The following is a 25,164-nucleotide window of genomic DNA, read 5'->3' as shown; positions in this document are numbered from 1 at the left end:
TTCATCCGTCATCTCACTATTCCCGGATATGCTCCATCCCCTGGTTCATGATTGTCTTAATATGACTGTCCGCCAGAGAATAAAATACTGTTTTTCCCTCCCGGCGGTTCGTAACCAGCTTCATCTGTTTCAGCACTCTGAGCTGATGCGATATAGCCGACTGTGTCATGTTCAGGGACTGGGCCAGGTCACATACGCACATCTCACTCTGGAACAGGACATACAAAATCTTTATCCTGGTCAAGTCTCCGAATACCTTAAAAAAATCGGCCAGGTCTTTTAACTCACCTGAAGCAGGCATATGGCTCTGCACTTCTTGCGCAACGCCCTCGTGCACATGCCTGAAATCACAGTGCTCTACTTCTATCTTTTCCATATATTGCTTCTCCCTTCATATGAACAGCCATTCATTTCATTATACGTAAAATGTTCCTCAAGGTCAAGCAATGCACACGCCTATGGCCCTATCCCTACATTCACTCCGGCCTCTGGATTCCTGAAACTGCAAACACACGTGCCAGGGTGGTACAAAGCAGCTGCATGTCCACTGGCTTTGCCACATGTGCATTCATGCCTGCCTCCAATGATGCCTGTACATCCTCGGCAAAGGCATTGGCCGTCATGGCTATAATAGGGATTTTAGAGGCGTCACCCCTGTCCAGCTCCCGGATCCCCCTGGCGGCCTCAAAACCATTCATAACCGGCATCTGGATATCCATAAAGATCACGTCATATGTGCCCGGAGCTGCATTCTGAAACTCCTGCACTGCCAAATACCCGTTTTCTTTTACAACGGACTTTGCCCCATGCATCTGCAGCAGTTCACAGAGGATTTCAGAATTAATCGCATTGTCCTCTGCAATAAGGACATGCAGTCCATTTAAAATATCTACTGCTGCCGTGTCATTTCCGCCAGAAACACTGGACGCCGCCTCGGCAGTATCCTCTGGTATTTCGCATTCCAGTTCCACCCAGAAAGTAGTTCCTTCGCGCACCTGGCTATCCACCCGGATTGTGCCCCCCATCAGGTCTATCAACCCTTTCGTGATGCTAAGGCCTAATCCTGTCCCTTCTACCTTTGCAACACTGCTGCTGCGGGTAAACGGCTCAAAGAGATGGCTCTGAAACTCCTCTGTCATTCCAATGCCTGTGTCCCTGACCATGAACCGATAGCGTACTGTGCCAGACTCCTTCTGGGGCTGTATCTCTTCCCCGAAGAATTCCACACTGCCCCCTTCAGGGGTAAACTTAAAGGCATTGCTCAGCAAATTGATAAAAATCTGATTGATACGCAGCGCATCTCCCAGAAAATAAGGATTCTCAAGCCTGCCCGTATGGAATTTAAGCTTTAACCCGGAGCTTCTGGCCTGAACCTCCATAATAGAATAGAGCTGCCCCATCATCTCTTCCATAGAATTCTGCATATTATTCAGGCAGATTTTAGACTGCTCTATCTGGCTCATATCTAATATATCATTAATCAAGCTCAGTAAATGTCTGGAGGAAGCTGCTATCTTCTGCAGATATTCTGCGGTTCTCTCCTTGTCATCCAAATGGGCTGCTGCCAGGCTTGTCATCCCCATAATAGCATTCATGGGAGTCCGTATATCATGGCTCATGGATGCCAGGAAGTCGCTTTTTGCCCTATTTGCCTTTTCGGCCAGATCCAAAGCCTTTTCAAGGGCATTTTGGGACTTTCTTTCTGCCACAAGTACATCTGTCATATCTGCCCGTACCAGGCAGATTGTTTTATGGCCCTCATCCCCCCACAGAACATTCACTTGTTTAAACAGCAGGGTATCCTCTTGTTTAAAGGAAAATACAAAATCATACCCTGCAGGGGATTCTTCCAAGCGTGCCAGCATCGTATCCAGCCTTAGCTGCCTTATAGTTTCATCTCTGCCCCCGGATCCATAATAGGCAGTGAAGCCTCCTATCCATCGGTCATAATCAGCAACAATATACGGCATATCATTATTCAGCACAGTCTCCCGTGTATGCATTGTAAAAGACCTACTGTCTACATCAATAACCCCTGCAAGTTCAAAAGTATAGGCTATCATATTTAGAAGCCTCTGCTGCTCCCTTACAAAATCTGTAATATCTGTCCGCGCAAGGCAGACACGGCCCAGGCGCAAATCAATAGCAGCCACTGTAAGGCTTTTAGTCTGGACATTGCCATTCTTCCCTACAACAGAATAAGAAAAAGAATATGTATTGTTTCTGGCGAGCTGTTCCATAATGTATTTAGGGTCCAGCATATTAGAGACACGCTCTCTGTCCCGGGGAACCACTTCTTGAGATAATAAAACACGGACTCTTTCTGAATAGGTCCTGTTATATTTCACCGGATCCTCCGGTACGATACTACTTACCAATGAGCTTTTATCATGCAGCAAATCTATATCTGCCACTAAATCATAGCTGACAACGGACAGCTGCTGCAAAATCCTGTCAGAAATAGTCTGCTCTGTAATATCTGTTACTGTCAGAATCCCCGTAATGTCCCCTGTGTCCGGCGTCTCCACCAGGTTCACCTTAAACTGCACATAGCGTCCGGCCTCCTCTTTCGGAAGCTGTACATAGCAGCATAAAAGAAGCTCTGTTTCTCCCCTCTCAAAAGCAGCAATCGACGGCGCATTAAGATACGTTTCCAAAAACCGCTTCTTCTCCTGCTCATCTGTAATTAAACTGGCGATTCCTGTAAAAAAGTTATCACGGACTGATCCAAAGGTTTCCAGAAGATTAGAATCTGTATGGTCAATAATCTCCAGAATCCTGTCGCGTGTAATATTACAGTGCCCTAAAATCAGTGTGTTCGGGCCGGGAGTCAGGTAGTGCTGTAAGATCAGTTCCCTGTATTGCTGCCTCAGCTGCTCCTGCCCCTCCCTCTCTTTTGTAATATCATTATAATCCACATAAACCCTGGTATCCTGGCCCTCGCTTTGTATCACGGAAAATATAGCCTTTACCCATATATATTCCTCTGTCCCACCCTTTCTCAGACGGTATGTCATTTCATAGCGGGACTGGCCCTTTGCAATACATTTATTTAAATTTTCCCTAAGATATTCTCTGTCATCCGGGTGGACGCCGGATACGGCGTCTCTGCGGTACATTTCCCACGCTTCTTTAGGAGTCATATGTACCATCTCTGCAAACCCATCCGAAAGAAACTCTGGCGTCATGGCTCCGCTGGCGTCATGGCGCACTACCGCCACACCACCGGGAAGATGCTTAAGCACTGTCTGAAAATATTTGTCCAGCTTTTCCTTTTCCTTCTGCAGCAGCACATCCTCCGTAACGTCCCTTACATATTTCACATAGACTGGCACTCCGCTCCAGTCCGTCTCCCAAAACCGTGTACTGTAGAACTTCCCCCTGTCCTCAAAGGACATTAGGTGGGATACCCCATCTGGGGCATGGCTTTTCAGCGTGCAAAATGAACAGGGTTTATCTTTACCATGAAGAACAGAATAGCACTTTCCCCCGATGCCTTTTCCCTCCTTCCAGAAAATCCCCTTCGATTCATTGGCATAGAGCAGATTATAATTCTCTTTATCAATCACATATATCTCATCTACTGTCTCATTGACAATACTTTGAAACAACTTAGCTTCAGACGATACTCCTGTAACTACCGCATAAAACTGGGGTTCTTCCGACACAAACTCTATGCCTCTGCCGTTAAGGTGGCACCAGCTTAGGCTTCCGTCTTTATTCTGCATTCTACAGTGGATATCCAGAACCCCTCCATTCTCCAGCACATTCTCCACGGCGGCAGTCACCCACGGGCGGTCCATCTCACAGACTATATTTAAAGCATTATCTTGTACAATACTCTCAAATTCCCTTTGCTCCACCCCCAGGAGGGCCAACATCCCATCAGAGAAAAAATCAGAGACAAACCGCCCGCCTTCTATATGGCAGCTGATGACTCCTCCCTGAATCATATGAATTACAGACTGAAGTTTCGTTCTGGCATCAGCCAGTTCCCCATCCTTAGTCTCCATAATATTCTGACTGTTCTCAACCATAACCTGCATCCTTTCCGCTGCCGCGTGCCAATTATTACATATCCCTTTCTGGTTTACAAAGGAGTATGCACCCATATGTATCATATTTTATCATAAACAATGGCTGTCTACAAGTTACAGGATTTATATAGGAGAAAGGGCCGCAAAGGGATCTCCATTTGTATGTATATAACAGATTAGGAGCCGCGAAACCCGCGGCTCCCAAATGCAGCGCCCTCTTATTATCTGTCCCAACTTTTTAATAATATGTCTACAGTTTTTTGTATAATATTCTTACAGAATTTAAGATACACAACATCGCTACTCCTGTATCTGCAAATACTGCCATCCACATATTGGCAAGTCCAGCCAGGCCCAAGGCCATCACAAGGAATTTAACAACAAGGGCGAATATAACATTCTGCTTTGCAATAACTCCTGTGCTTCTGGCAATATTTAATGACTGCGGGATCGCCTCCATGGAGGAAGTCATAAACACAACATCTGCCGCCTCTATAGCTGCATCTGCGCCGCTTCCCATTGCAGCTCCCACGTCTGCCCCGGCAAGTACCGGTGCATCATTAATACCATCCCCAACAAACATTACGCTGCCATGCCTAGAGCGGATCTTCTGCAGTTCCTGAACCTTATCTTCCGGCAGAAGCCTGGCGTGTATTTCATCAATCCCGGTCTCCCTGCCCACATTCTCCGCACTCTTTCGTGAGTCGCCTGTCAGCATAGCTGTAACAATACCCAGCCGTTTCAGGGCTTTGATTGCAGCCTTTGCCTCACTCTTTATTGTATCTGCAATAACCAGGCGGCCTGCATAAGAGCCATGGACTGCCAGAAGCACTTCTGTGCCGTATAAGGTATCTTCTCCCTCAGGTAACTTCACTCCAAAACTCTCTAGTAATTTCCTATTACCACAGAGTACAGTTCCCTCCTCCAGCTCAGCTTTAACACCTTTCCCGGAAATTTCTTCCACAAAGGAGGGCCGCACTATTTGTATGTTCCGTTCCTTAGCAGCTGTTACTATACTGTTTGCAATTGGATGTGTAGAAGCCATTTCGCAGCTGGCGGCTATTTTTAAAAGTTTTTCGCCGTCCATACCTTCAGAAGGAAGAATATCCTGAACCACAAAGTTTCCTTCTGTAATTGTCCCTGTTTTATCCATGACAATAGATTTGACGCCCTGCATTGCCTCTATTGCAACACCGCCTTTAAATAAAATCCCTTTCTTAGATCCAGAACCGATCCCTGAGAAAAATGCCAGAGGCACGCTCAACACCAGTGCACATGGACAGCTGATTACAAGAAATGTGAGGGCCGTATATACCCAATAATTCCAATCTCCCGTAATAATAGAAGGTATAATGGCCGTTGCCGCTGCCAAAATTACCACAAACGGTGTATACACTCTTGAGAATCTTGTAATAAACCTATCAATTTTGGGTTTGCTTGCCGCTGCGTTTTCTACAGAATCCAGAATCCTCGTAACCATAGAGTCTTCCAGCGCCTTATCCACACGTATCTTCAGAAGCCCTGACGTGTTCACACATCCAGATGTCACTGTATCTCCTGATTTGGCTGCTACCGGGACAGGCTCTCCAGTCACAGGAGATGTGTCAATCCTGCTTTCTCCTTCCACAATAGTCCCATCTAAAGGTATCCTATCGCCTGGCCGTACAAGAACTATGTCACCTGGCCGGGCCTCTTCGGCCGGAATCACCTGTATATCTTTCCCCTGTACCTTATTTACTATTTCAGGGCGCATATCCACGGCGTCCATAATCTGGCTGCGGCTTCTTGCCACTGCAATTTCCTCAAAAAGCTCGCCGACCCGGTAGAACAACATGACTCCCACGGCCTCTGGAAACTCCTTGATTACAAATGCTCCCAATGTAGCAATACTCATAAGAAAATTCTCGTCAAATACCTGGCCCTTTGTCAAATTTCTGGCCGCGCTTAAAAGAACGCCTCTCCCCAGTATCAAATACCCAACAACATATAGGGCGGCAGAGAGATACACATTGACCGGCTCAGCCAATTTTCCCCCTGCAAAAAAAACAGCCCCTGCCACAATTTCATAAATATCTTTTTTATTTTCACTGATCTTCCCAGGCTGGCTCTGTCCTTTGACCGCAGGCCTATTCTTTCTTTTAGATACCTGCACTTCACTTTCAATTGAGGAACAGATTTCCTGGAATACAGGCAGCAATTCTTCCTTTGTGTTTGTCACCACCTGAAGCTGCTTGGTGGCAAAAATAATATTTGCAAAATCAACCTGGGGAAGTTCCTGTATCTTTCTCTCCATCTTAGCGGCACAGTTTGCGCACCCTAAGTTCTCCAAAATATATACCTGCTTCTCAGCAGTGTCAAAAGCATGGTCTACTTCTCTTCTCTCAACCGGCTCATGGGTATGGCCTTCATGGCCGTGATGATGGCCGCAGCCGCACTCCCCATCGTGGTCATGCTCCTCATGGCTATGCTCATGGCCGCAGCCGCACTCTCCATCATGGTCATGCTCCTCATGGCTATGCTCATGGCCGCAGCCGCACTCCCCATCGTGGTCATGCTCCTCGTGGCTATGCTCATGGCCGCAGCCGCACTCCCCATCGTGGTCATGCTCCTCATGGCTATGCTCATGGCCGCAGCCGCACTCCTCATCGTGAGGATGCTCCTCATGGCCATGGCCCTCATGTATATGGCCACATGAAGTATGTTTTAAATCTACCTTTCTATTTAATGCTTGTTGTGCCATAATAATACCTCCATTCCGATATATGAATAACTGTTCATATGTTCATATAACCATATTTCTTTTCACTTGTCAATAGTTTTAAAATAATTTCTTCCAATTTTTAAATAATATTCTTCTGTATAATAACTATCTATTTTTGTAATATAAAAGGGGAGAAATGCATCTCCTCCAGAGCATACATTTCTCCCCTTTTATAATATGTTTTATGATCCCCGTCATTGGAATGGGGCCTTTGTTTTGTCAATCCAGATGAAATACAGGTTCCAAGTCAGTAGATACCGGACTATTGTCTGGGTTTGTCTCCATTATATCTGCCATAAAATCCCACCACTTACGGTTGATTGCAGTATCCGCCCCTTTTGCCCACAGTTCCTCATCTTCAATTTCAATATAGCCAAATAAAATCAGCGTCTCACGGTCCAGGTATATGCTATAGTTCCTTCCGCCATGCTCATGAATCATATCCTGCATCTCTGGCCATAATTCATTGTGCCTCTTTTCGTATTCTGCCTCCATCCCAGGGTACAATTTCATCTTAAATCCTTTTCTAATCATTTTCACTTTCCTCCTGACACTGTTCTAATATATCTGTAAACATTTTATTTGCAAAATGCAAATCTTTTTTCCATTCTGGATTTCCTGTGTGCCAAAATTCCGTCACATACTTTCTGACCCCTAATTCCCAGGCCTTATCAGCGGCAGACTTAAAATCCACATGCCCTGTCCCATAGGGAATCTCCCGGAATTTTCCCGGAAGGGTCTCTTTCATATGCATGGCCACAATTTTACCTCTTCCCAGTTCCAAGTCTTCCAACACATCATTTTCATATGTTTTAGCTGCATTGGTTATGTTTCCAATATCTGGATATACATTCAAATACGGCGAACCCACTAAGGCCACATATTTCATTGCCTTTTCCACTGTGTTCATAAAATCATTTTCCATAGTCTCAAACCCCATCACAACACCAGCCGCCGCCGCCATCTCAGATGCTTTTTTCAGATTTTTAAGAAATCGTTTCTTTGTATCATAAGTTGAATCCTCATAATATACATCATATCCAGCCAGCTGGATAATACGAATCCCCAGATCCTCTGCCAGCCTGATTGCCTTTTCCATAATCTCCATACCCCGTGCGGCAGTATCAGGGTTACTGCTGCCAAGAGGATATTTCCGATGGCCGCTTAGGCACATAGTGCGGATGGGCATTCCTGTCTTAATCATCAAGTGCTGCAATTTAAGACGTTCTTCTCCGGCCATATTTAACCGGGATAGTTTTGCATCGGTCTCATCGATACTGATTTCTACAAAATCATAGCCAGCCTCTTTTGCGGCCAATAATTTTTCCTCCCATGCCAGGTCAGAAGGCATTGCTTTCTCATAGACCCCGAGCGTATACTTTTTTTTCATGTGGTCCAGGCTCCTTTATATTCTTCTCATTTTTATTAACTCCCCTGCCTAGTAAAACTAATATATGGCAGGAACTAATTATTTGCTGTACTAATTCTCAAAACAGTCCCAAACACTGCCCAGGCTTTCTATCACACGCCGGTACGTTTGGTATTTCTTTTGGTAGATCTCCTTATATTCCTTCCGTGGGTATATAGTCTTAGTAATATGAACAGTTCTCTTAATTCCATCCTCATAGCCATCATAGATCCCTACTGCAATCCCTGCCGCTATTGCAGCTCCCTGGGCCCCCAGCTCTTTATCCTCAATTACATCTACGGGAATCTGTAATGTATCTGCAAAAATCTGCACCCATACATCTGAATTCGCGGCCCCGCCGGATAGCCGGATGGTCTCAGGCACATTTCTATTCTGCAGCAATTTATTGACATGCGTCATATGTGAGAATACGATGCCCTCGTATACTGCACGCAGCATATGCTTTTTATCATGGTAGGCCGTCAGTCCAATAAAAGTCCCCTTCGCCAGTGCATCCTCATTAGACCCATTTAAAAATGGAAGGAAGATAATATTATTGTCTTGCGGCTCAATTGATGATACCCATTCATTTGTTAAATCATAGACAGATCCGCCTTTTCCCTTCATTGCTGTTTTCTCATAACTCATCAGGTTCCGTATGAACCACTCCATATTGCCAGCTGAAGTAGGACTGCTCTCTTCGATAAGATAATAACCGGGAATACAGAACATGGAATTAAGGGAAACTGTTCCATTTAATACAGGTTCTCTGGCAATAAACTCATTAATGCTCCATGTGCCCGCTATCATGCACATCTTTTCCTCATCCGACAGGCCGGAGGCGATGCCGCAGGCATTCACGTCAAACATCCCGGGCGCCACAGGTGTCCCTTCAGGGAGCAAGGTCATCTCACTGGCCTCCTTAGTGACACAGCCGCATAAATCTGCCGCATACTTTAAGGGCGGCAATTTATCATAGATTTCTTCCAGTCCCATGTATGCCAGTAATTCTTTGTCATAATCCCCCGTAGACAAATTAATCAGATTGCATCCAGAAAAGTCTGTATATTCCGCATATGCCTCGCCTGTCATACAATAACGCACATAATCCTTCACTGCAAATATATACTTAGTTTTCTCAAGCACATCTGGCCGGTGGTCTTTCATCCAGGCAAGTATGCTGACTGGCTGGCATGCCAGAATTTCCTGAAAAGTTTTACCATAGACTTTCTTAGCTGTCCCATCCTCTTTCCATCTCTTCACGTAGGCCCACGCCCTGGCATCTGTAGATATAATACCATTGTACGCCGGATTTCCATCCTTCCCCACAAGATAGAGTCCTTTACCGTGTCCCGAATAGGAAACCCCTGCTATATCCCCAGGGTTAATCCCACTTTCTTCAATGGCCTGCCGCACTGCCTGTGCATTGACCTGCCACAACTCTCCCATGTCCCGCTCTGTATAGCCAGGCTTTGGCGTGATTGTCACAGTAGGGACGCTGGAGACTGAAATCTGTTTCCCGTTCTCATCGAAAAGGGCTGCTTTAGAAAATGTCCCTCCATTATCAATTCCCATCAAATATTTCATCATTTTCTCTATAACAAATCAGCCTTAGGTGATTGTCATATCTCCTCCTATATTTTTCATTATTATATCATTTTATAGTGTATTTTGGAATAAATACCAACCCATTTCCCGCAAAAACCCTTTGGTATATAAATACAGGGGAGAAAATTCCCTGCCTGGAATTTACTCCCCTGTGTGTGACTAAAAAACAATCATTTTTCTGTTATTTTTTACAGAACATCAATCCACTCAGCCATGTTATTCTTTTCGAAAATAAATGGCGTTCCAGCGAGGACTGCTGTCCCATCTCCGCTTTCATATGCATCAAAAGAAGTGGCCTCATAGTCACGAAATGCATCCATTTCAAAAGAAGTTCCCACACTTCCGTCGAATCCATCATTAACTGCTGCATATGTAGCTGCCCCAGAAACTGCGCCAAGGTGAATAACATCCCACAGCATCATATATGGGCAAACAGACTCAAATGCATCATCATCTGCTGATGTAGGCATAAAGGACTGCATTTCTGAAGGAAGTCCAAGACCTGTCAGTTTGATTTCACTGTTTGCAGATTTCAGGGCCTGCCCTGCCGCTGCAATACCTACAGTTGTAGGAGAGATAATACAGTCCACAGAATTCTCTGCGATAAACGCCTGTGCCTGTGTTGTAGACTCTGTGAGGTCGTCATTGCCATATTTTTTATCCAGCTCTGCACTTACTTTTCCTGCATAAAAGTCTTTTGCCAGCTCTGTTTCCATAGCTGCGATCCAGGAATTCTGTACTGGCGTATCAATAGATGCAGACAGGACGCCCAATTTGATCTCATCTCCTGAATATTTTCCAAGCTCTGTCTTTACAGTTTCTTCCATCTTGCCGTCCCCTGGATAATCAACGCCAAGTGTAATCAGTACTGCCGCCTGTACAAGGTAAGAACCAATATCCTGTGTTTCAGCCTGATTTACATGGCAAATGCGATACTCCGGATTTGCCTCTGAGTCAACTGATACAATAGGGATTCCAGCTTCTTTTGCTTTTTTAAACACTTCATCATAACCTGCATCACCATTTGTAGAAATTGTGATAGACGCTACTTTCTGTGTAATCAGCTCATCCAGCATCTGAACCTGGGCTGCAACAGTTGTCTCTGCGGGACTCTTATAAGCAGTTTTCTCTCCCTTGCCCTCCAAATATTCCGCAAACCCCTCATACATCAGGTCGCCAAAAGAATTGCCTGTGGATTTGAACATAAAGACATGTGTCCCTTCCATATCCCCAGAGTCTCCGCCCCCATCTGTTGTGGCAGCCGCATCACTGCCATCTGTTCCAGCATCCGTACTTGTTGTTGTGCTGCACCCAACTAATGATGCCAGCATCATCACACTCATCCCCAGCGCAGCCAGTCTTTTCCAATTTTTCATGCTACTTCCTCCTTTTTTTAATTATATAAACAGCTTTCTGCTGCTTATAACAAACGAGTACCTTATATAAGATTATTTTGCCGCAAAACGCTCTTTTGCCTTCCTTTCATCTTCCCTCTGCTCTGCAAGCCATATATTAGACTGTTCCCTGCATTTCTTCTGAAGGGAGGCAATTTTTTCTTCACATTTTCTGACTTTCTCGTTCCTGTCAGCATCGTTTAATGAAGAGTCTTTTTTTGTACCTGCGATTGTATTTCTCAGGGCCTTTACTTCCTCTGCAGTCCTGTTGTTAAGTGCCTCAACATTCTTATTGCCTTTATATACAAATTTCAATTTTAAATTTGCTATAAGCTGCCTGTTCACATTCGGAATCAATACTGCAATAATCAGAATAAAGCCAGTTACAATTTTTCTTGAGTTTGCATCTACTTCCAGCAGGCCCAGGGTGTAAGTCAGAAATGCCATAATCAGTGTAGCAATGATCGGCCCATATACTTTCCCTTTACCGCCGTTAGTAGATACCCCGCCCAATACACAAATTGCAATTGCAGTCATCTCATATCCTGTGCCCATGGTGGAAGATACGCTGCCGCCCATCCGCCCCACGAAAAAGATAGAGGCAATCCCGCACATAATCCCCATAATGACAAACACCATTAATTTTGTTTTCCTCACATCAATTCCAGAATACTCCGCACATGTGGAATTATTACCGATAATATACAGCTGGCGCCCGAATTTGGATTTATGGAGAAGGAATACAAACCCTGCTCCCATTACCAGAAAAAGAAGCAATGCCAATGGAATGCCTGCTATATTTGTCCATGCAATCACTGTATAAAATGAAGGAAACTGTTTCAGCACATTTACGTCCAGAATTATTTTAACAATCCCCCTAAATAACATCGATGTAGCAATGGTCACAATGACTGCAGGCATCCCTACATATGCCACAAAAAACCCATTAAATGCACCGCACAATGCCCCTGCTGCAATTCCTGCAATCACGCCCACAAAAGCCGGAAGTCCCGCCTGGCAGCAAAGTCCTGTTGCCATGGATGCAAATATCATAGTCGCTGCCACAGATACATCAATATCCCCGAGCATCAATATCAGTATCATCCCAAGCACAAGTGGGCACACATCCATACCTGACTGGATAATCGCCTGGATTGTCCCCTGTGAGAAATAAAGGTTCGTCCTGCTGGCCATCAGCACCAAATTTATTAAAATTAAAATATACAGCAGAACCATTTCCCAGCTCACTAAAAATTTGGATAATTTAAATCCCTGTTTTACCGTCAAATCTCTTACAGGCGCTGTATTTGTATTCTTTTCACCACTCATCAGATTAAAGCACTCCTTTCTTTCAGTGCTCTCTTTTCAGCAGAGCGTTCCGTAAATATGTTAAGTGCAACCGCCGCAATAATGATTGCCCCCTGAATTGCATCTGACCATACGCTCAGGCCGGGAAGCAGGCTGATAAAATATGTAATAACCGCCATCATAAGGAAACCAATAATTACACCGTCAACCTTCCCTTTTCCTCCAGTGATGCTGACTCCTCCGAGAATACAGATCGCGATGGCAGTCAGCTCATATGAATCACCAATGCTATAACTACAGGTTGCATAATTTGCTGTATAGAGCATGCCTGAAAGGCCCGCAAGCATTCCGCAGAGCGTCATTGCAAGGAATACCACACGCTCTTCCTTGATACCTGCTACCTGGGAGGACTCCCGGTTTGTCCCGATTGCATAAATTCTTCTTCCCCTGGCTGTATAACCAAGGAATAAGATGGCCAGTGCAAACACAATAATCAGAATCCAAAGTATAGATGGGATCCCCAATATCTTCTTAGTGGCAAATGCCTGGTACCCCTCTGTAAACTGATGCGGAAACCACCACTGCCCGCCGCTGAACAAGAAAGAAAATCCACGGAAAATATACATTGTGCCCAATGTTGCAATCATGGGGACCATCTTAAAATATCCTACTAAAAGTCCGTTAAAGGCACCGCACAGCGCGCCAATCAGCAGGGCAAGTAAAAGCCATAGGATTCCCGGGACATCCGGATTTTCGGCCATCAGGCGGCAGCATACAACCCCCGTCAGCGACAGTGTGGCCCCAATTGAAATATCAATACCTGCAGTAATAATTACCATCATTTCACCGATCGCAAGCAGTCCATATACTGCATTGTTTTGCAGCATGTTCAAAATAGAATTCAGCGAATACATAGATGGAGTAATAACTGCCGCAATAGCCAGAAGGACGATCAGGCCTAGAACCAGGCCAAAATTTCTGTTCTCCGCTATCTTAGAAACTGGTGATTTATTTTTTCCTGTTGAACCCATTTTCAACTCTCCCTCCCATCATCCTGCTTTAGAGATGCTTCCAGAATCATTTCCTGTGTCGTCCCTTCCACATCAAATTGCCCGGCCACACGCCCATTTCTCATGACAACGATTCGGTCTGCCATGCCGAGGACTTCCGGCATCTCAGAGGATACCATGATGATTGCATAACCGTTAGCCGTCAGCTCATTCATAATTTCATATATCGAGTATTTGGCGCCTACATCAATACCTTTTGTAGGCTCGTCTAAAATCAGAACTTTCAAGTCACAGTTCAAAAGTTTCGCAAATACTACCTTCTGCTGGTTCCCGCCTGAAAGAGAAGATGGAGGGGCGCTGATATCCTTTGCCTTCAGCTGGATTTTCTGGCATAGCTCAATGGCCTTTTTCTCCTCAGCGCCTACATCCAGCCTTCCCCCTTTCACAAATTTCCCCATATCTGCCGATGACACATTCTGATAAATGGGAAGCTCATTAATCAGTCCCTGGGTCTGCCTGTCCTCTGGAAGCAGGCCGATGCCCAGCTTCAGGGCATCAATAGGACTGTGAATCTTTACTGTCTTTCCCTCTAACTCTATGGAGCCGCTGTCCGGAGTCATAATACCAAATATATTCTGGCAGACTTCCGTACGCCCTGCCCCAACTAGTCCTGTCAGGGCCAGAATTTCACCCCTTCTGACGTCAAAGGAAACTTCTTTAAAATAACCTTCCTTGGAAATATGATTGACTTTCATAACAACATCGCCAATTTCCGCAGTTTTCTGCGGATACATCTGGGTGAGCTCACGTCCTACCATGGCCGCAATCAGCTTCTGGTTAGAAATCTTATCCACGTCCCACGCACCTATGTATTTAGAATCCCGGAACACTGTGACCCGGGTAGCCAGGCGGTACATATCTTCAAATTTATGTGTGATGAAGATAATAGAAACCCCTTCATCCCGAAGGCGTTCTGTAATCTGATACAGCTCCTCGCATTCCCTTCGTGAGAGGGATGCTGTGGGTTCATCCATAATCAAAATCCTGGCATCTCTGGATAAGGCCTTGGCAATCTCCACCAACTGCTGCTGTGCAACAGAAAGTGTGCTCATTGGTTTGGTGACATCAATATTTTTACTAAGAGGTTCAATCAGTTCCTTTGCACGCTTTGTCATCAATTTCCAGTTATAAATCCCCAGCTTATTTTTTATTTCCTGTCCCATAAAAATATTCTCTGTCACAGATAAATCAGGAAATGCCGTAACATGCTGATAAATTGCTGCGATTCCCAACTTTGCAGAATCTTCCGTTGAACGCAGTGTCACCTTCTCACTTTCCAGCAGCATCATGCCGCTGTCCGGCTGGTGCACGCCTGTGATTACTTTTATGAAAGTTGACTTACCGGCCCCATTCTCGCCCATCAGGGCGTGAATCTCACCTCTTTTCAACTGAAAATGTACACCATCCAGGGCAGTCACGCCGCCGAAGGTTTTCACCACATCTTTCAGCTCCAAGATATATTCACTCATCTTGCTGTTTCCCCTTTCTCCTTTTTGATTCTGTTTTGTCTTGTGAACCAACCTGTCCTTGCCATAAATATATCTCTTCTTTTTTTCATCATTCAATATCAAAAATTGTTATTTCGTTATCTTTTTTTGTTATTTTTACCAATTTGTCATTTTTTGAAGTTCATGCTATAATTTTTTTGTTACTTTTATGTGATTTTCTCAATAAAATATGGAAAATAGAAGCTGTCAATATAGACAGACAACTTTCTACATTTTATTTCCCTTTTATTCAACTTTACGATATTAAGGAGCCTCGCCATGCAGACACCAAAAAGAACTTACCCAGGAGAATACCGGACTGCTGCTTTACCGTCCAAATCCCTGGGTGAATCTTTCCCCTTTGTTGTAAAAGAATGCGGTTACTGCCAGGAACGCAAATTTATCCAGGGAAAGCAAAATAGTTATAATGAATATCTTCTCCTATATACAATTGAGGGGACCGCAAGATATAGCAAAACTCAGCAGACCCAATATATACAGCCAGACTCTGTTGTCACAACAGCCTGCAATACAGTGCTGACATTTACCAGAGTCACCAGGGAATGGCGCTTTTATTATTTTATTATCTCCGGCAGCCATGCAAAATTGTTCTACAATCTAATAAGGACCCAGAACAATATTATCCTCAGCAATCCTTTCACAAATGTGTTAGATTCTTTCATGGATTTATATGATATAGCCTGCGGCAGGGCAGAAAAGAAGAATGAGACCTGGGAATATCTACACATGTCCCAGCTGATTTATTCCATTTTTACTTCGTTATACGACCTTACATATGATATCAATCGGATTAAAGAACTGACGCCTGCACAGGAAAATGAAGTAAATACTGTATTAAAATACATTTCTCAAAATTATAAAGATGACCTCAGTATTGATAAGATTTGTAATAAGATAGGATTTTCAAAATATTATTTCTGTAAACTATTCAAGCAGCAGATGGGGACAACCATCCATCAGTATGTCAATGAATTTCGGGTTAATAAGGCGAAAGAACTGTTAGCCTATTCCAAGCTGTCCATCACATCCATTGCAGGCCAGGTTGGCTTCAAAACTACGTTGACTTTTTTAAGGGCATTTGAAAAGTCTGTCCATATGACTCCCAGTGAATACCGGGATTACTATTAGTACTGCGAACCCTCTATGTCTGGGCATACCCTATATAAAGAATAATAAAACCTCTCTTCAGGAATCAATGCCGCTAAACGCTGATTCCTGCAGAGAGGTTCAAAATCCTGATTATAGCTATTTCTTTATTTTTGACCTAAAAAATGCATCCCCCGCTGCGCCTTCTTGCTGCCTATCACATTTTCTACAATTTCTTCTAGTTTATCACTGTCAGTTCCTGATGAGGCGGCATTTTCCAGACATGCCTGGATAGCATCATTCAGGGACAGCATCTTATCATCTAACTCTGCGACCATCTGTGCGCATTCCCGTAACTCCCTGCTGATATAATCCGGTGCATTCCCCTCGAACTTATAATAAATCTTATGCTCAAGGCTTGCCCAGAAATCCATGGCTATGGTCCGGATCTGTATCTCTACTTTAGTGTTCACTACGCTGTCAGACAGAAAAATGGGAACAGATACCAGCATGTGGTAACTTTTATAACCGCTGTCTTTAGGATTGCGGATGTAGTCTTTAATCGAGATCACCTTCAAGTCACTCTGGTTGCCGATCATCTCAGCCAGACGGTAAATGTCTGAAGTAAACGAACAAATAAGCCTGACCCCGGCGATATCATTGATATACTTTACCATGTTCTTAATGGATGTCTCATGCCCATATCTTTTGAGTTTCTTTACTATACTCTCCGGTGTCTTGATACGTGTCTTGATATGTTCGATTGGATTATACTTATGTACATGCTGGAACTCATCATTCAAAATTTCAAGCTTTGTCCCAACCTCTTTTAAAGCTGCATTATATAAGAAAATAACTGTCTTCCAGCTATCCACATCCTCGTAATTCTCGATAGCATCATGCATCTGTAGCTCTCCTCTCAATTCGGAAACTCCCCCTTTCCCAATCACCGATATTATATCACAGCTTAAGTCAGATGTCAGCCAGTTCATGGTTTTTTTAGAAATCCCCTTCTCTAATCCTCCCCCTGGCGTTTTAAGTATAAGCGGCCTATGAAGGCCTATAAATCCAGCCTCATATCGCCATATTTAATCCACTTTCTCTTCCTCATAAATTCAGAAATCCCGAATGCCAGAACTGCCGGCAAAAATATCTGTATAACAAGAATCTTGGCCAATACTACCATATGAGGCTCCGCCTGTACCATCACCTGCCATGTCATAATGGGCCCTACCAGTCCCGCCGTGCCCATGCCTGATCCTGTGGCATTTCCCGTCATATGCAGAAGCATGGTCCCTACAGGGCCCAGTACAGCACTGGATAATATAGCCGGAATCCAGATAACTGGTTTACGCACAATATTAGGTACCTGCAGCATAGATGTACCAATTCCCTGGGCAAGAAGGCCTCCAATTTTATTTTCACGGAAACTGGCCACTGCAAAACCTACCATATTACAGCAGCAGCCTATGGTCGCAGCTCCAGCTGCCAACCCCGAAAGATTCAAAATAATACCAAGAGCTGCGGAGCTGATGGGTAAAGTCAAAACCATCCCCATCAGGACTGATACTACAATCCCCATAAGAAAGGGCTGCTGCTCCGTCCCCCAATTAATCAGAGAACCCAGCCAATTCATAAACTGGGAAATGGGAGGTCCCACAAATATCCCTGCCGCCGCCCCAGTTCCAATGGAAACAAGAGGGGTCAATATAATATCCATCTTTGTTTTTCCAGAAATCAGCAGGCCAAACTCAATTGCTATGTAGGAGGCGACAAAGGCCCCTAAGGGTTCACCTGGGCCTGCAAATATAATGGTTCCATCCTGCAGGACCTCTCCTGCCAGTATCTTAGCAGCAAATGCGCCCACCATGCCTGCTGTGGCTGCGGATACTACAACCAGCTGGCTGCCTTCAAACCTGCGGGCAACTCCTGCCCCTATGCCTGCCCCCGTCATAGCCGCCGCCACCTTGCCTATTACAAATACAATGTTCCCAGTGGTACCTCCCATAAATGTACCAATCTGCTGGATAATCGTCCCTATGATTAAGGTCGCAAAAAGTCCCTGGGCCATCCCTGATAATCCATCGATAAATATCCGGTCCAACAATTTCTTCATGATTCCCTCTCCTGTGCAAAGTAATCTCCTGCCAGCGCCCTAAATCCCTTTAGCGCTCCCGCCTCTTCATGTCCGCTTATTCTACCACATCTTGTCTGAAATGTCATCATCCTGGGGGATTCTTGGGGCAGTAAAAGAAAAACACCTTGCCGGACAAATCCCCGCAAGGTGTATCTTTTCCAATCCTGTTATTCCTCAACAAAAGCTTCTTTTCCCATCCCGCAGATAGGGCATACCCAATCCTCCGGAAGATCTTCAAATGCTGTCCCTGGTGCAATCCCATTATCAGGATCGCCTACTTCCGGATCATATACATATCCGCATGGCTCACATACATATTTCTTCATGATAAGCTTCCTCCTTTTCAAAATTGCAGTGAAGATTTCAATAAAAGTATTTCTTACATCTCTGCTTTTATACAACTATAAACCATCTCTGCCGAAAAATAAACAAAAATTTTCTAAAATATGGACATTTACATCTCTTTCTGGGAATGCTATACTAAAAATTATTCTAAAGAAAAAGAGGTTGGGCCATGTTTCGTCTATGGGGCAAAGAATTTAAGGACAATAAAATGATTCGGGATACGGTTATCTGCGATAACACCAAAGATACACGTACCCATAAAATATTCAATGCATTAGATGCCATATGTTATGACTTTGATTTAAGCAAACCTATATGGCTTGACTCTACAATCGCTGATTTCAAAAAGCATGCCAAAGCCAGATTCTATCAGGACAATTTTGTAGACTCCATTGATTTTGATTATCTGGAGATACACATTATTGAAGAAGACTCAGACTAATCGTTCCTGATTGCCGCAAGGGGACTCAGTTTCATCGCCCTGAGCGCGGGAAAATACCCTGCCGCCATGCCTACAAAAACGGCAAAGGCCATTGAGGCAAGGACAAGCCACACTGGTATATAAGAAATATTTCCATCTAACCCCATGGCACTGCCATTCCCTGTCAATATATTTATGGCAAAGGACATCAAAAAACTGAGTATATTTCCTAAGACTCCCCCAATAAATCCAATAAATGCAGCTTCCATAAGAAACATCTGTTTAATATTTTTCAGGCTGCAGCCCAGAACTTTTATAACTCCTATTTCTTTCGTCCTTTCATAAATAGACATCATCATTGTATTTGTAATCCCTATGGCCGCAACAAAGAGTGATACTGCACCAATCCCCCCCAGAACTGCCTGTATCATGGCAAACTGTTTCTTCATGCTCTCCATATATTCCGCATTTGTCGTTACCTGGAATCCCATATTCCTGATTTCTGCCGATAATGTATCCACATCATCTATATTCTCTGCCTGGACTGACGCTGATGTATAGACAAACTGCCTGTAGGGTTTACCAGATTTTGTACTGGGTTGTCCGGGTATTACTCTTCCTTTGAACTCCTTTTTTAGCATATCCTGCAGCTTATTGATATCACAGTACACATAATAATAATTGGCATTGTAGGAATCCACATCACCTTCTACAACACCGCTGGCACTGACCACATACTTCTTAGGAGGCTGATTTGCCGTCTGCCCTTTTGTTCCATTCCCGTCAGTATCTGACTGTCCTATAGTATTTTCCTGGCTCTGAAAATATCCATCCTGGTCTAATATCAAAAACATTTGGTCGTTGGCCATATCTATGTCAGGCAGAACTCCTGTTTCCCAGTACCCCTTGCCTGTCGTCTTTTCATAGAATGACTGTATCACCCCATTGCCAAACACAAGCTCCAGGTTGGGACTGTCAGGATCTGGCAGCCTTCCCCCAGCCGCCAGTTTTATGTTCTGTTCTTTCAGAGCCTCCTGGGTCATCCCCCTAACCTGCAGATAACCGATATATTTACCCTTCAGGGCCACTGCACTGACATCCAGCACAGGGTAGGCGCTTTTAACATGATCCAGTGAAGCCAGCTGCTTAAGCACATCATCCGTAATATACTTATCTGCTTCCTCCTGATCCCCTCCATAAGAGCTATACATGCCCCCTTCTGTCTGCTTCCCGATAACAGTCAGGCTGGTCATCCCCCCTGACTGCTCAATCTCTCGGTACATGGACTGCTGCATTCCAAGTCCCAGTGATATCATGACTACAATGGATGCAGTTCCAATTATTACGCCCAGGATGGTCAGGAACGTCCGCAATTTTCTGCGTCTGAGGTTGCCGCTACTCATCCTCAGTAAATCGATCCACCTCATCCAACAAGTCCTCCTCTTCTACAGACTTCAGCTTTTTCTTTCTTCTTCTGATAATTATGACAATTATAATTGCCGCCGCCAGGATTACTGCGCCAATTATGGCAGGCAAGACAGGAAATCCTTTCTCCTCAGGCATCTCTGCGATTTGGGACATGTCCACAGGAGTCTGTTCCGGTGTAATCTCCAGTGCAAATTCTTTCTCCACTGTGGATGTCTTGCCAGCTTCATCCTCATAGGAAACAACCATCTTACACTTCTTGTCTCCAGACATCTCTTTCGTAGCCGTAACAATTCCATCAATGGAGCCTGTGGCCCCCGAGTCAACATTTCCAACGAATACTTCTTTAGAGTCGATGCCATCCCCCTGGAACTTTGCCTTGACATTGTACAATTTAATACGTCCTGTATTATAAAGGCTGCATGTAATGTTCGCCTCCTCGCCCACTGCAATTGTCTCCGGCGCGATCTCCAGATCGCTGAACTCGAATCTGGCCGCCTGCTTGACCGGAATTGCCAGGCTGGAGGAACTTTCGTATTGAGTCGCACTGGCGTCCTCATACTTCATAGACATTGCTATACTGTACGGCTTTTGAACCAGGTCAGCCCTGGCATTAAGGGCAATGGAAATATCCCTTGTCTCTCCAGCCGGTATGCTGTCCAAATAAATAGAGCTGGAACCCGATGACGGCAAAAATGCCGGCGCCTCTGCAGCCGCCTCCGTGCCTGAGGAAGGCGCCTGAAGATCAAAAAGCATATTAGATACAGCCGTCCTGGCAGATGTGTTTTTCAGATGTACAATCAATGTAAAATCACTGCCAGCATTCACAGCCTGTGGGTCTGTGCTAAATCCTGTTACAATCACTCTGGGGACAGGATGATTTCCGCTATCTGCCGTCTCTCCCCCTCCGCCTGTGATGACCGGGTCACTGTTTAAAATCTCACCCCCAGCCATCATAAGTTCTTCTTCCCCGGATGCTTGTTCCGGCTGGGAAGTATCATCCGGCGCTGGCGTCTGTTCCGGCTCTGTCTCTTGCTCCTGTGGTTTAGCTTTCGTCTTAACAAAGACATACTTGCTAGTCTCATATTGATTGGCCCCATCATCCCATGTTATTTGAAATGAAAGCCTGTAGGATTTAGTCTCCACATCGGAACGCACAGCCAGTCCCTCCCATTTTGCAGAAACATTCTGCCCTGCAGGGATATCCCCAACCTGGCATTCATTGTTCATATTAGCAATGTCAAATGGCCATGTATCTGCGTTGTCCAGAATTGGCGTTACTTTCACATTCTTTGCATCTGCGCTTCCCTGGTTCTCCAGGTTCAGCTCCAGAGCCTGTTCTGTCTGTCCCGCTTCATATTCAGGTGTTGACTGTCCTTTTCCTACAGAAATGGAGATTGCAGGTATAGGCCTTGATTCTTCGGCCCGGACTGCTGTAGGCAATATGAGGGCCGCTGCCATGGCAAGGCCCACGGCTGTTTTCATTATGCTCCTAAATGGTTTCATGTTCCTTTTCCTCCCTCTTTTTCCGGTTATCCTCGATTTTGACTATTTCTCCGTCTATAATGTGAAATACCCTGTCAGCATAGGCCGCCAAATGATCATCATGGGTTACCATAACAAGGGTTTTCTTCTGTTGGCGTACCACTTCCTGCATCAGCCTCATAACCTCTTCGGATGTATGGGAATCCAGATTCCCGGTAGGCTCATCTGCAAATATAATTTTAGGATTTACAACAAGGGCCCTGGCCACCCCCACTCTCTGCTGCTGGCCTCCTGACATCTGGTTAGGCAGATGCTTTTTATGCTTCTTAAGATTTACCAGATCCAGCATTTTATCTGCTTTCTTCATCCTGCTCGTCCTCGCTTCACCGCGGAAACTAAGCGGCAGCGCTACATTTTCAACAGCATTTAATGTCCCAATCAAATGGAACGACTGAAAAATGAACCCCACATTTTCACGTCTGAACTTCACTAGTCCATCCTCATTCAGTGTCTCCATGTGCTGGCCGCTGATAATAATCTCCCCTTTGGTCGGCTTTTCCAGGCCGGCAAGCATATTTAAAAGTGTGGATTTACCTGAACCAGAGGTTCCAACAATCGCGCAGAATTCCCCGGCATATACTGTAAAATCCACACCGTTCAGTGCCCGTACCACGGACTCCCCTACGCGGTACAGCTTGTATAAATTCTTGACCTCAATAACCTTTTCCACGGCCCCCTCCTTCTTCACAAGATTTTCTTTACATGATACCTCCAAAAACAAAATATTTTCCTGCATAAATTGTTAAGAAAATCTTAATTTTATGGCATAGCCAGGAGACTTTATTCGATCTCCCAATCCACTGGTTCTCCCCCATGCTCCTGAAGAAACCTATTTGTCTGGCTAAAAGGCCTGCTCCCGAAAAATCCCCGGAATGCCGAGAGAGGACTGGGGTGCGGCGCCTGCAATATCAAGTGCTGGGGATTATGCAGCATGGCTTTCTTTCTCTGCGCCGGACTGCCCCATAAAATAAATACAATAGGGCGATCCTGTCTGTCCAATGCCTTGATTGCGGCATCAGTAAATTGTTCCCATCCAATATCACGATGGGAATTGGCCTGATGCGCCCTAACTGTCAGTACAGTATTGAGCATCAAGACGCCTTGGCTGGCCCATTTGGTCAGACATCCATGGTCTGGTATTTTTACGCCAAGGTCATCATGAAGCTCCTGATAAATATTTACCAGCGACGGCGGCACCTCAACCCCCTTCTGCACAGAAAAACAGAGTCCATGTGCCTGCCCATTATTGTGGTACGGATCCTGCCCTAAGATCACCACCTTGACTTTATCAAGGGGAGTCAGATGAAATGCATTAAAAATATCATTTGCAGGGGGGAAAATTTTCCTTGTCCTATACTCCTGATTAACAGTCTCAAATAATTTTTTATAATAAGGTTTCTTAAACTCGTCCTTTAATGCCTCATACCAGCCGCCACTTATACCTGCCATAGATATCTACTCCTATTCTGTTATATTTTCTTCTGTAATCCGGACGGATACCCCTTCCCTTTGAAGGTATCTCTTTACCTCTCTGATTTCCAGCTCCTTATAGTGGAACAAAGACGCTGCCAATGCCGCGTCCGCCTGTCCATCTGTGAGGGCCTCCTTAAAATGCTCAAGCCTGCCTGCGCCGCCTGAAGCAATAACAGGTATGGAGACCGCCTGTGCTATAGTACGGGTCAATTCCAGGTCATATCCAGACTTTGTCCCATCACAGTCCATGCTCGTCAGTAAAATCTCACCTGCCCCCAGGCTCTCCACTTTCTTTGCCCATTCAACGGCATCTGCCCCCACATCAATGCGGCCGCCATTTTTATATATATTCCACCCGCTGCCATCTTCCCGTTTTCTGGCGTCAATGGCAACCACCACACACTGGCTTCCGAATTTCTTGGATGCTTCATAGATTAGCTCTGGCGTATTAATTGCAGATGAATTAATAGATATTTTATCCGCCCCCGCCCTTAAAAGTGCCCTGAAATCCTCCACTGTCCGAATCCCGCCTCCTACAGTAAATGGGATAAATACACATTGGGCAACCTTTTGCACCATATCCGCCACAGTCTCCCTGGCATCAGAAGATGCAGTAATATCCAGGAATACAAGCTCATCCGCACCTGCTTTATCATACGCCCTGGCAATTTCAACTGGATCTCCCGCATCCCTGAGATTCACAAAATTAACCCCTTTGACAACTCTCCCCCCATGTACATCCAGGCAAGGAATAATTCTCTTTGTAAACATACTCTGCCCCTCCTAACTCAATTGTACAAAATTTTTCAAAATTGCCAGTCCCGTCCCACTGCTCTTCTCTGGGTGGAACTGACACGCAAATACATTCTCTTTTTCTACTGAGGCGTGGATATGCACCCCATACTCTGTTGAAGCTTTCACAATGCCCTCATCCCGGGCCCTTAGATAATAAGAATGCACAAAATAAACGTGGGACTGCTCGGCAATTCCCTGATACAGCCGCCCGTTATTTTCAAGATGCAGGGAATTCCACCCCATATGCGGTATTTTCATTCCCTCCATCTCTGGTATTTTCACGATTTCTCCCTCCAGGATTCCCAGTCCTTCCACACCAGGAGCCTCGTCACTTCTCTCAAAAAGAAGCTGGAGTCCCAGGCAGATCCCGAGAAAGGGCGTCCCTCTTAAAGCCACCCGGCGTATAACTTCAAAAAGCCCTCTCCTATGTATATTCTCCATGGCGTCGCCAAAGGCGCCTACCCCGGGAAGTACCACCTTGTCTGCCGCCAGTATCTGCTCCTGATCCCCGGTTATCATAACATCCTGTCCCAGAAAGCGCAGAGCTTTTTCCACACTTCTAATGTTGCCCGCATCATAATCAATAATTGCTATCATAATTCAAACTCCTTCTTCCTATTTTCCAGTCCCATCCTTGCCCAGCCTGAATATAGGCCGGACTGTGCCCTCTTGTACAGCAAATAAAACCAAAGGGGCGGGCAGGATCCGTCCAGTAAATATATATGATTATTGATTTATATTCACTGTATTAGGTATACAATAAGGCATACATAATACCGACTGTTGCCAGTTGGCACGATGTATGCCTTGATACAAGCTATTTTACTGCATTTTCTGCCTTTT

The 25,164-nt window shown here is 44.9% G+C and carries 21 protein-coding genes; 2 read left to right on the top strand and 19 right to left on the bottom strand.

What is annotated here, in order from left to right:
* Nucleotides 1-16: 16 nt before the first annotated feature.
* The 10 genes from EFA47_RS02370 to EFA47_RS02325 form a co-directional block, all read right to left on the bottom strand.
* Nucleotides 17-376, bottom strand: coding sequence for an ArsR/SmtB family transcription factor (locus EFA47_RS02370; RefSeq protein ID WP_122641837.1), 360 nt, complete (start codon nt 374-376; stop codon nt 17-19).
* Nucleotides 377-476: 100 nt separating this feature from the next.
* A complete protein-coding gene (locus tag EFA47_RS02365) occupies nt 477-4,037 on the bottom strand; it encodes a PAS domain-containing hybrid sensor histidine kinase/response regulator (RefSeq protein ID WP_164689904.1) in 3,561 nt (1,186 codons plus the stop codon).
* Nucleotides 4,038-4,287: 250 nt separating this feature from the next.
* On the bottom strand, nt 4,288-6,777 hold the full coding sequence (locus EFA47_RS02360; RefSeq protein WP_122641835.1) for a heavy metal translocating P-type ATPase: 2,490 nt from the start codon (nt 6,775-6,777) through the stop codon (nt 4,288-4,290).
* A gap of 240 nt (nt 6,778-7,017) precedes the next feature.
* Nucleotides 7,018-7,332, bottom strand: a complete 315-nt coding sequence (gene rhaM / locus EFA47_RS02355) for an L-rhamnose mutarotase (RefSeq protein ID WP_122641834.1) — start codon at nt 7,330-7,332, stop codon at nt 7,018-7,020.
* Entirely contained in the window at nt 7,325-8,188 is an 864-nt protein-coding gene (locus tag EFA47_RS02350) for an L-ribulose-5-phosphate 3-epimerase (RefSeq protein WP_122641833.1), read from the bottom strand. The genes rhaM and EFA47_RS02350 overlap by 8 nt, the downstream gene beginning before the upstream one ends.
* Before the next feature lie 90 nt (nt 8,189-8,278).
* A complete protein-coding gene (locus tag EFA47_RS02345) occupies nt 8,279-9,793 on the bottom strand; it encodes an FGGY-family carbohydrate kinase (protein ID WP_206215505.1) in 1,515 nt (504 codons plus the stop codon).
* A 209-nt stretch (nt 9,794-10,002) separates the two neighbouring features.
* Nucleotides 10,003-11,190: a substrate-binding domain-containing protein gene (locus EFA47_RS02340; protein ID WP_122641831.1), complete on the bottom strand. Its 1,188-nt coding sequence runs from the start codon at nt 11,188-11,190 to the stop codon at nt 10,003-10,005.
* Nucleotides 11,191-11,262: 72 nt separating this feature from the next.
* Nucleotides 11,263-12,537 carry an ABC transporter permease gene (locus EFA47_RS02335; RefSeq protein ID WP_122641830.1) on the bottom strand — a complete coding sequence of 425 codons (1,275 nt, stop codon included), beginning with the start codon at nt 12,535-12,537 and terminating at the stop codon, nt 11,263-11,265.
* Nucleotides 12,537-13,547 carry an ABC transporter permease gene (locus tag EFA47_RS02330; RefSeq protein ID WP_122641829.1) on the bottom strand — a complete coding sequence of 337 codons (1,011 nt, stop codon included), beginning with the start codon at nt 13,545-13,547 and terminating at the stop codon, nt 12,537-12,539. The genes EFA47_RS02335 and EFA47_RS02330 overlap by 1 nt, the downstream gene beginning before the upstream one ends.
* A 2-nt stretch (nt 13,548-13,549) precedes the next feature.
* Nucleotides 13,550-15,055: a sugar ABC transporter ATP-binding protein gene (locus EFA47_RS02325; protein WP_122644374.1), complete on the bottom strand. Its 1,506-nt coding sequence runs from the start codon at nt 15,053-15,055 to the stop codon at nt 13,550-13,552.
* A gap of 297 nt (nt 15,056-15,352) precedes the next feature.
* On the opposite strand from EFA47_RS02325, the gene EFA47_RS02320 reads away from it, so the two are divergent.
* On the top strand, nt 15,353-16,222 hold the full coding sequence (locus EFA47_RS02320; protein WP_122641828.1) for a helix-turn-helix domain-containing protein: 870 nt from the start codon (nt 15,353-15,355) through the stop codon (nt 16,220-16,222).
* 125 nt (nt 16,223-16,347) lie between these two features.
* Here EFA47_RS02320 and EFA47_RS02315 read toward each other — a convergent pair whose 3' ends face one another.
* The 3 genes from EFA47_RS02315 to rd all read right to left on the bottom strand — a co-directional run bounded on the left by EFA47_RS02315 (nt 16,348) and on the right by rd (nt 18,643).
* A complete protein-coding gene (locus EFA47_RS02315; RefSeq protein ID WP_122644373.1) occupies nt 16,348-17,085 on the bottom strand; it encodes a GTP pyrophosphokinase in 738 nt (245 codons plus the stop codon).
* Between the two features lie 155 nt (nt 17,086-17,240).
* A complete protein-coding gene (locus EFA47_RS02310; RefSeq protein ID WP_122641827.1) occupies nt 17,241-18,296 on the bottom strand; it encodes a PTS transporter subunit IIC in 1,056 nt (351 codons plus the stop codon).
* A 188-nt stretch (nt 18,297-18,484) separates the two neighbouring features.
* On the bottom strand, nt 18,485-18,643 hold the full coding sequence (rd, locus tag EFA47_RS02305; RefSeq protein WP_122641826.1) for a rubredoxin: 159 nt from the start codon (nt 18,641-18,643) through the stop codon (nt 18,485-18,487).
* A gap of 188 nt (nt 18,644-18,831) precedes the next feature.
* On the opposite strand from rd, the gene EFA47_RS02300 reads away from it, so the two are divergent.
* Nucleotides 18,832-19,104, top strand: a complete 273-nt coding sequence (locus EFA47_RS02300; protein WP_122641825.1) for a hypothetical protein — start codon at nt 18,832-18,834, stop codon at nt 19,102-19,104.
* Here the strand turns inward: EFA47_RS02300 and EFA47_RS02295 are convergent.
* The 6 genes from EFA47_RS02295 to hisH all read right to left on the bottom strand — a co-directional run bounded on the left by EFA47_RS02295 (nt 19,101) and on the right by hisH (nt 24,918).
* The gene (locus tag EFA47_RS02295) at nt 19,101-20,510 is read right to left on the bottom strand and encodes an ABC transporter permease (RefSeq protein ID WP_122641824.1); all 1,410 of its coding nucleotides are present in this window, start codon (nt 20,508-20,510) and stop codon (nt 19,101-19,103) included. The genes EFA47_RS02300 and EFA47_RS02295 overlap by 4 nt on opposite strands.
* On the bottom strand, nt 20,479-22,014 hold the full coding sequence (locus tag EFA47_RS02290) for a COG1361 S-layer family protein (RefSeq protein ID WP_122641823.1): 1,536 nt from the start codon (nt 22,012-22,014) through the stop codon (nt 20,479-20,481). Before EFA47_RS02290 ends, EFA47_RS02295 begins: the two co-directional genes overlap by 32 nt.
* Nucleotides 22,001-22,723, bottom strand: coding sequence for an ABC transporter ATP-binding protein (locus EFA47_RS02285; RefSeq protein WP_122644372.1), 723 nt, complete (start codon nt 22,721-22,723; stop codon nt 22,001-22,003). The genes EFA47_RS02290 and EFA47_RS02285 overlap by 14 nt, the downstream gene beginning before the upstream one ends.
* Before the next feature lie 110 nt (nt 22,724-22,833).
* Nucleotides 22,834-23,502, bottom strand: coding sequence for a uracil-DNA glycosylase (gene ung / locus EFA47_RS02280; RefSeq protein WP_122641822.1), 669 nt, complete (start codon nt 23,500-23,502; stop codon nt 22,834-22,836).
* A 12-nt stretch (nt 23,503-23,514) separates the two neighbouring features.
* Entirely contained in the window at nt 23,515-24,297 is a 783-nt protein-coding gene (gene hisF, locus EFA47_RS02275; RefSeq protein WP_122641821.1) for an imidazole glycerol phosphate synthase subunit HisF, read from the bottom strand.
* A gap of 12 nt (nt 24,298-24,309) precedes the next feature.
* Complete coding sequence (gene hisH, locus EFA47_RS02270) at nt 24,310-24,918, bottom strand: imidazole glycerol phosphate synthase subunit HisH (protein WP_122641820.1); 609 nt, start codon at nt 24,916-24,918, stop codon at nt 24,310-24,312.
* Between the last annotated feature and the right edge of the window lie 246 nt (nt 24,919-25,164).

The organism is Luxibacter massiliensis (genome assembly GCF_900604355.1).
In the GTDB taxonomy this organism is placed as follows: Bacteria; Bacillota; Clostridia; order Lachnospirales; family Lachnospiraceae; genus Luxibacter; species Luxibacter massiliensis.
The sequence above is the reverse complement of the archived record's forward strand: the minus strand, read 5'-3'. Positions and strand labels throughout refer to the sequence as shown.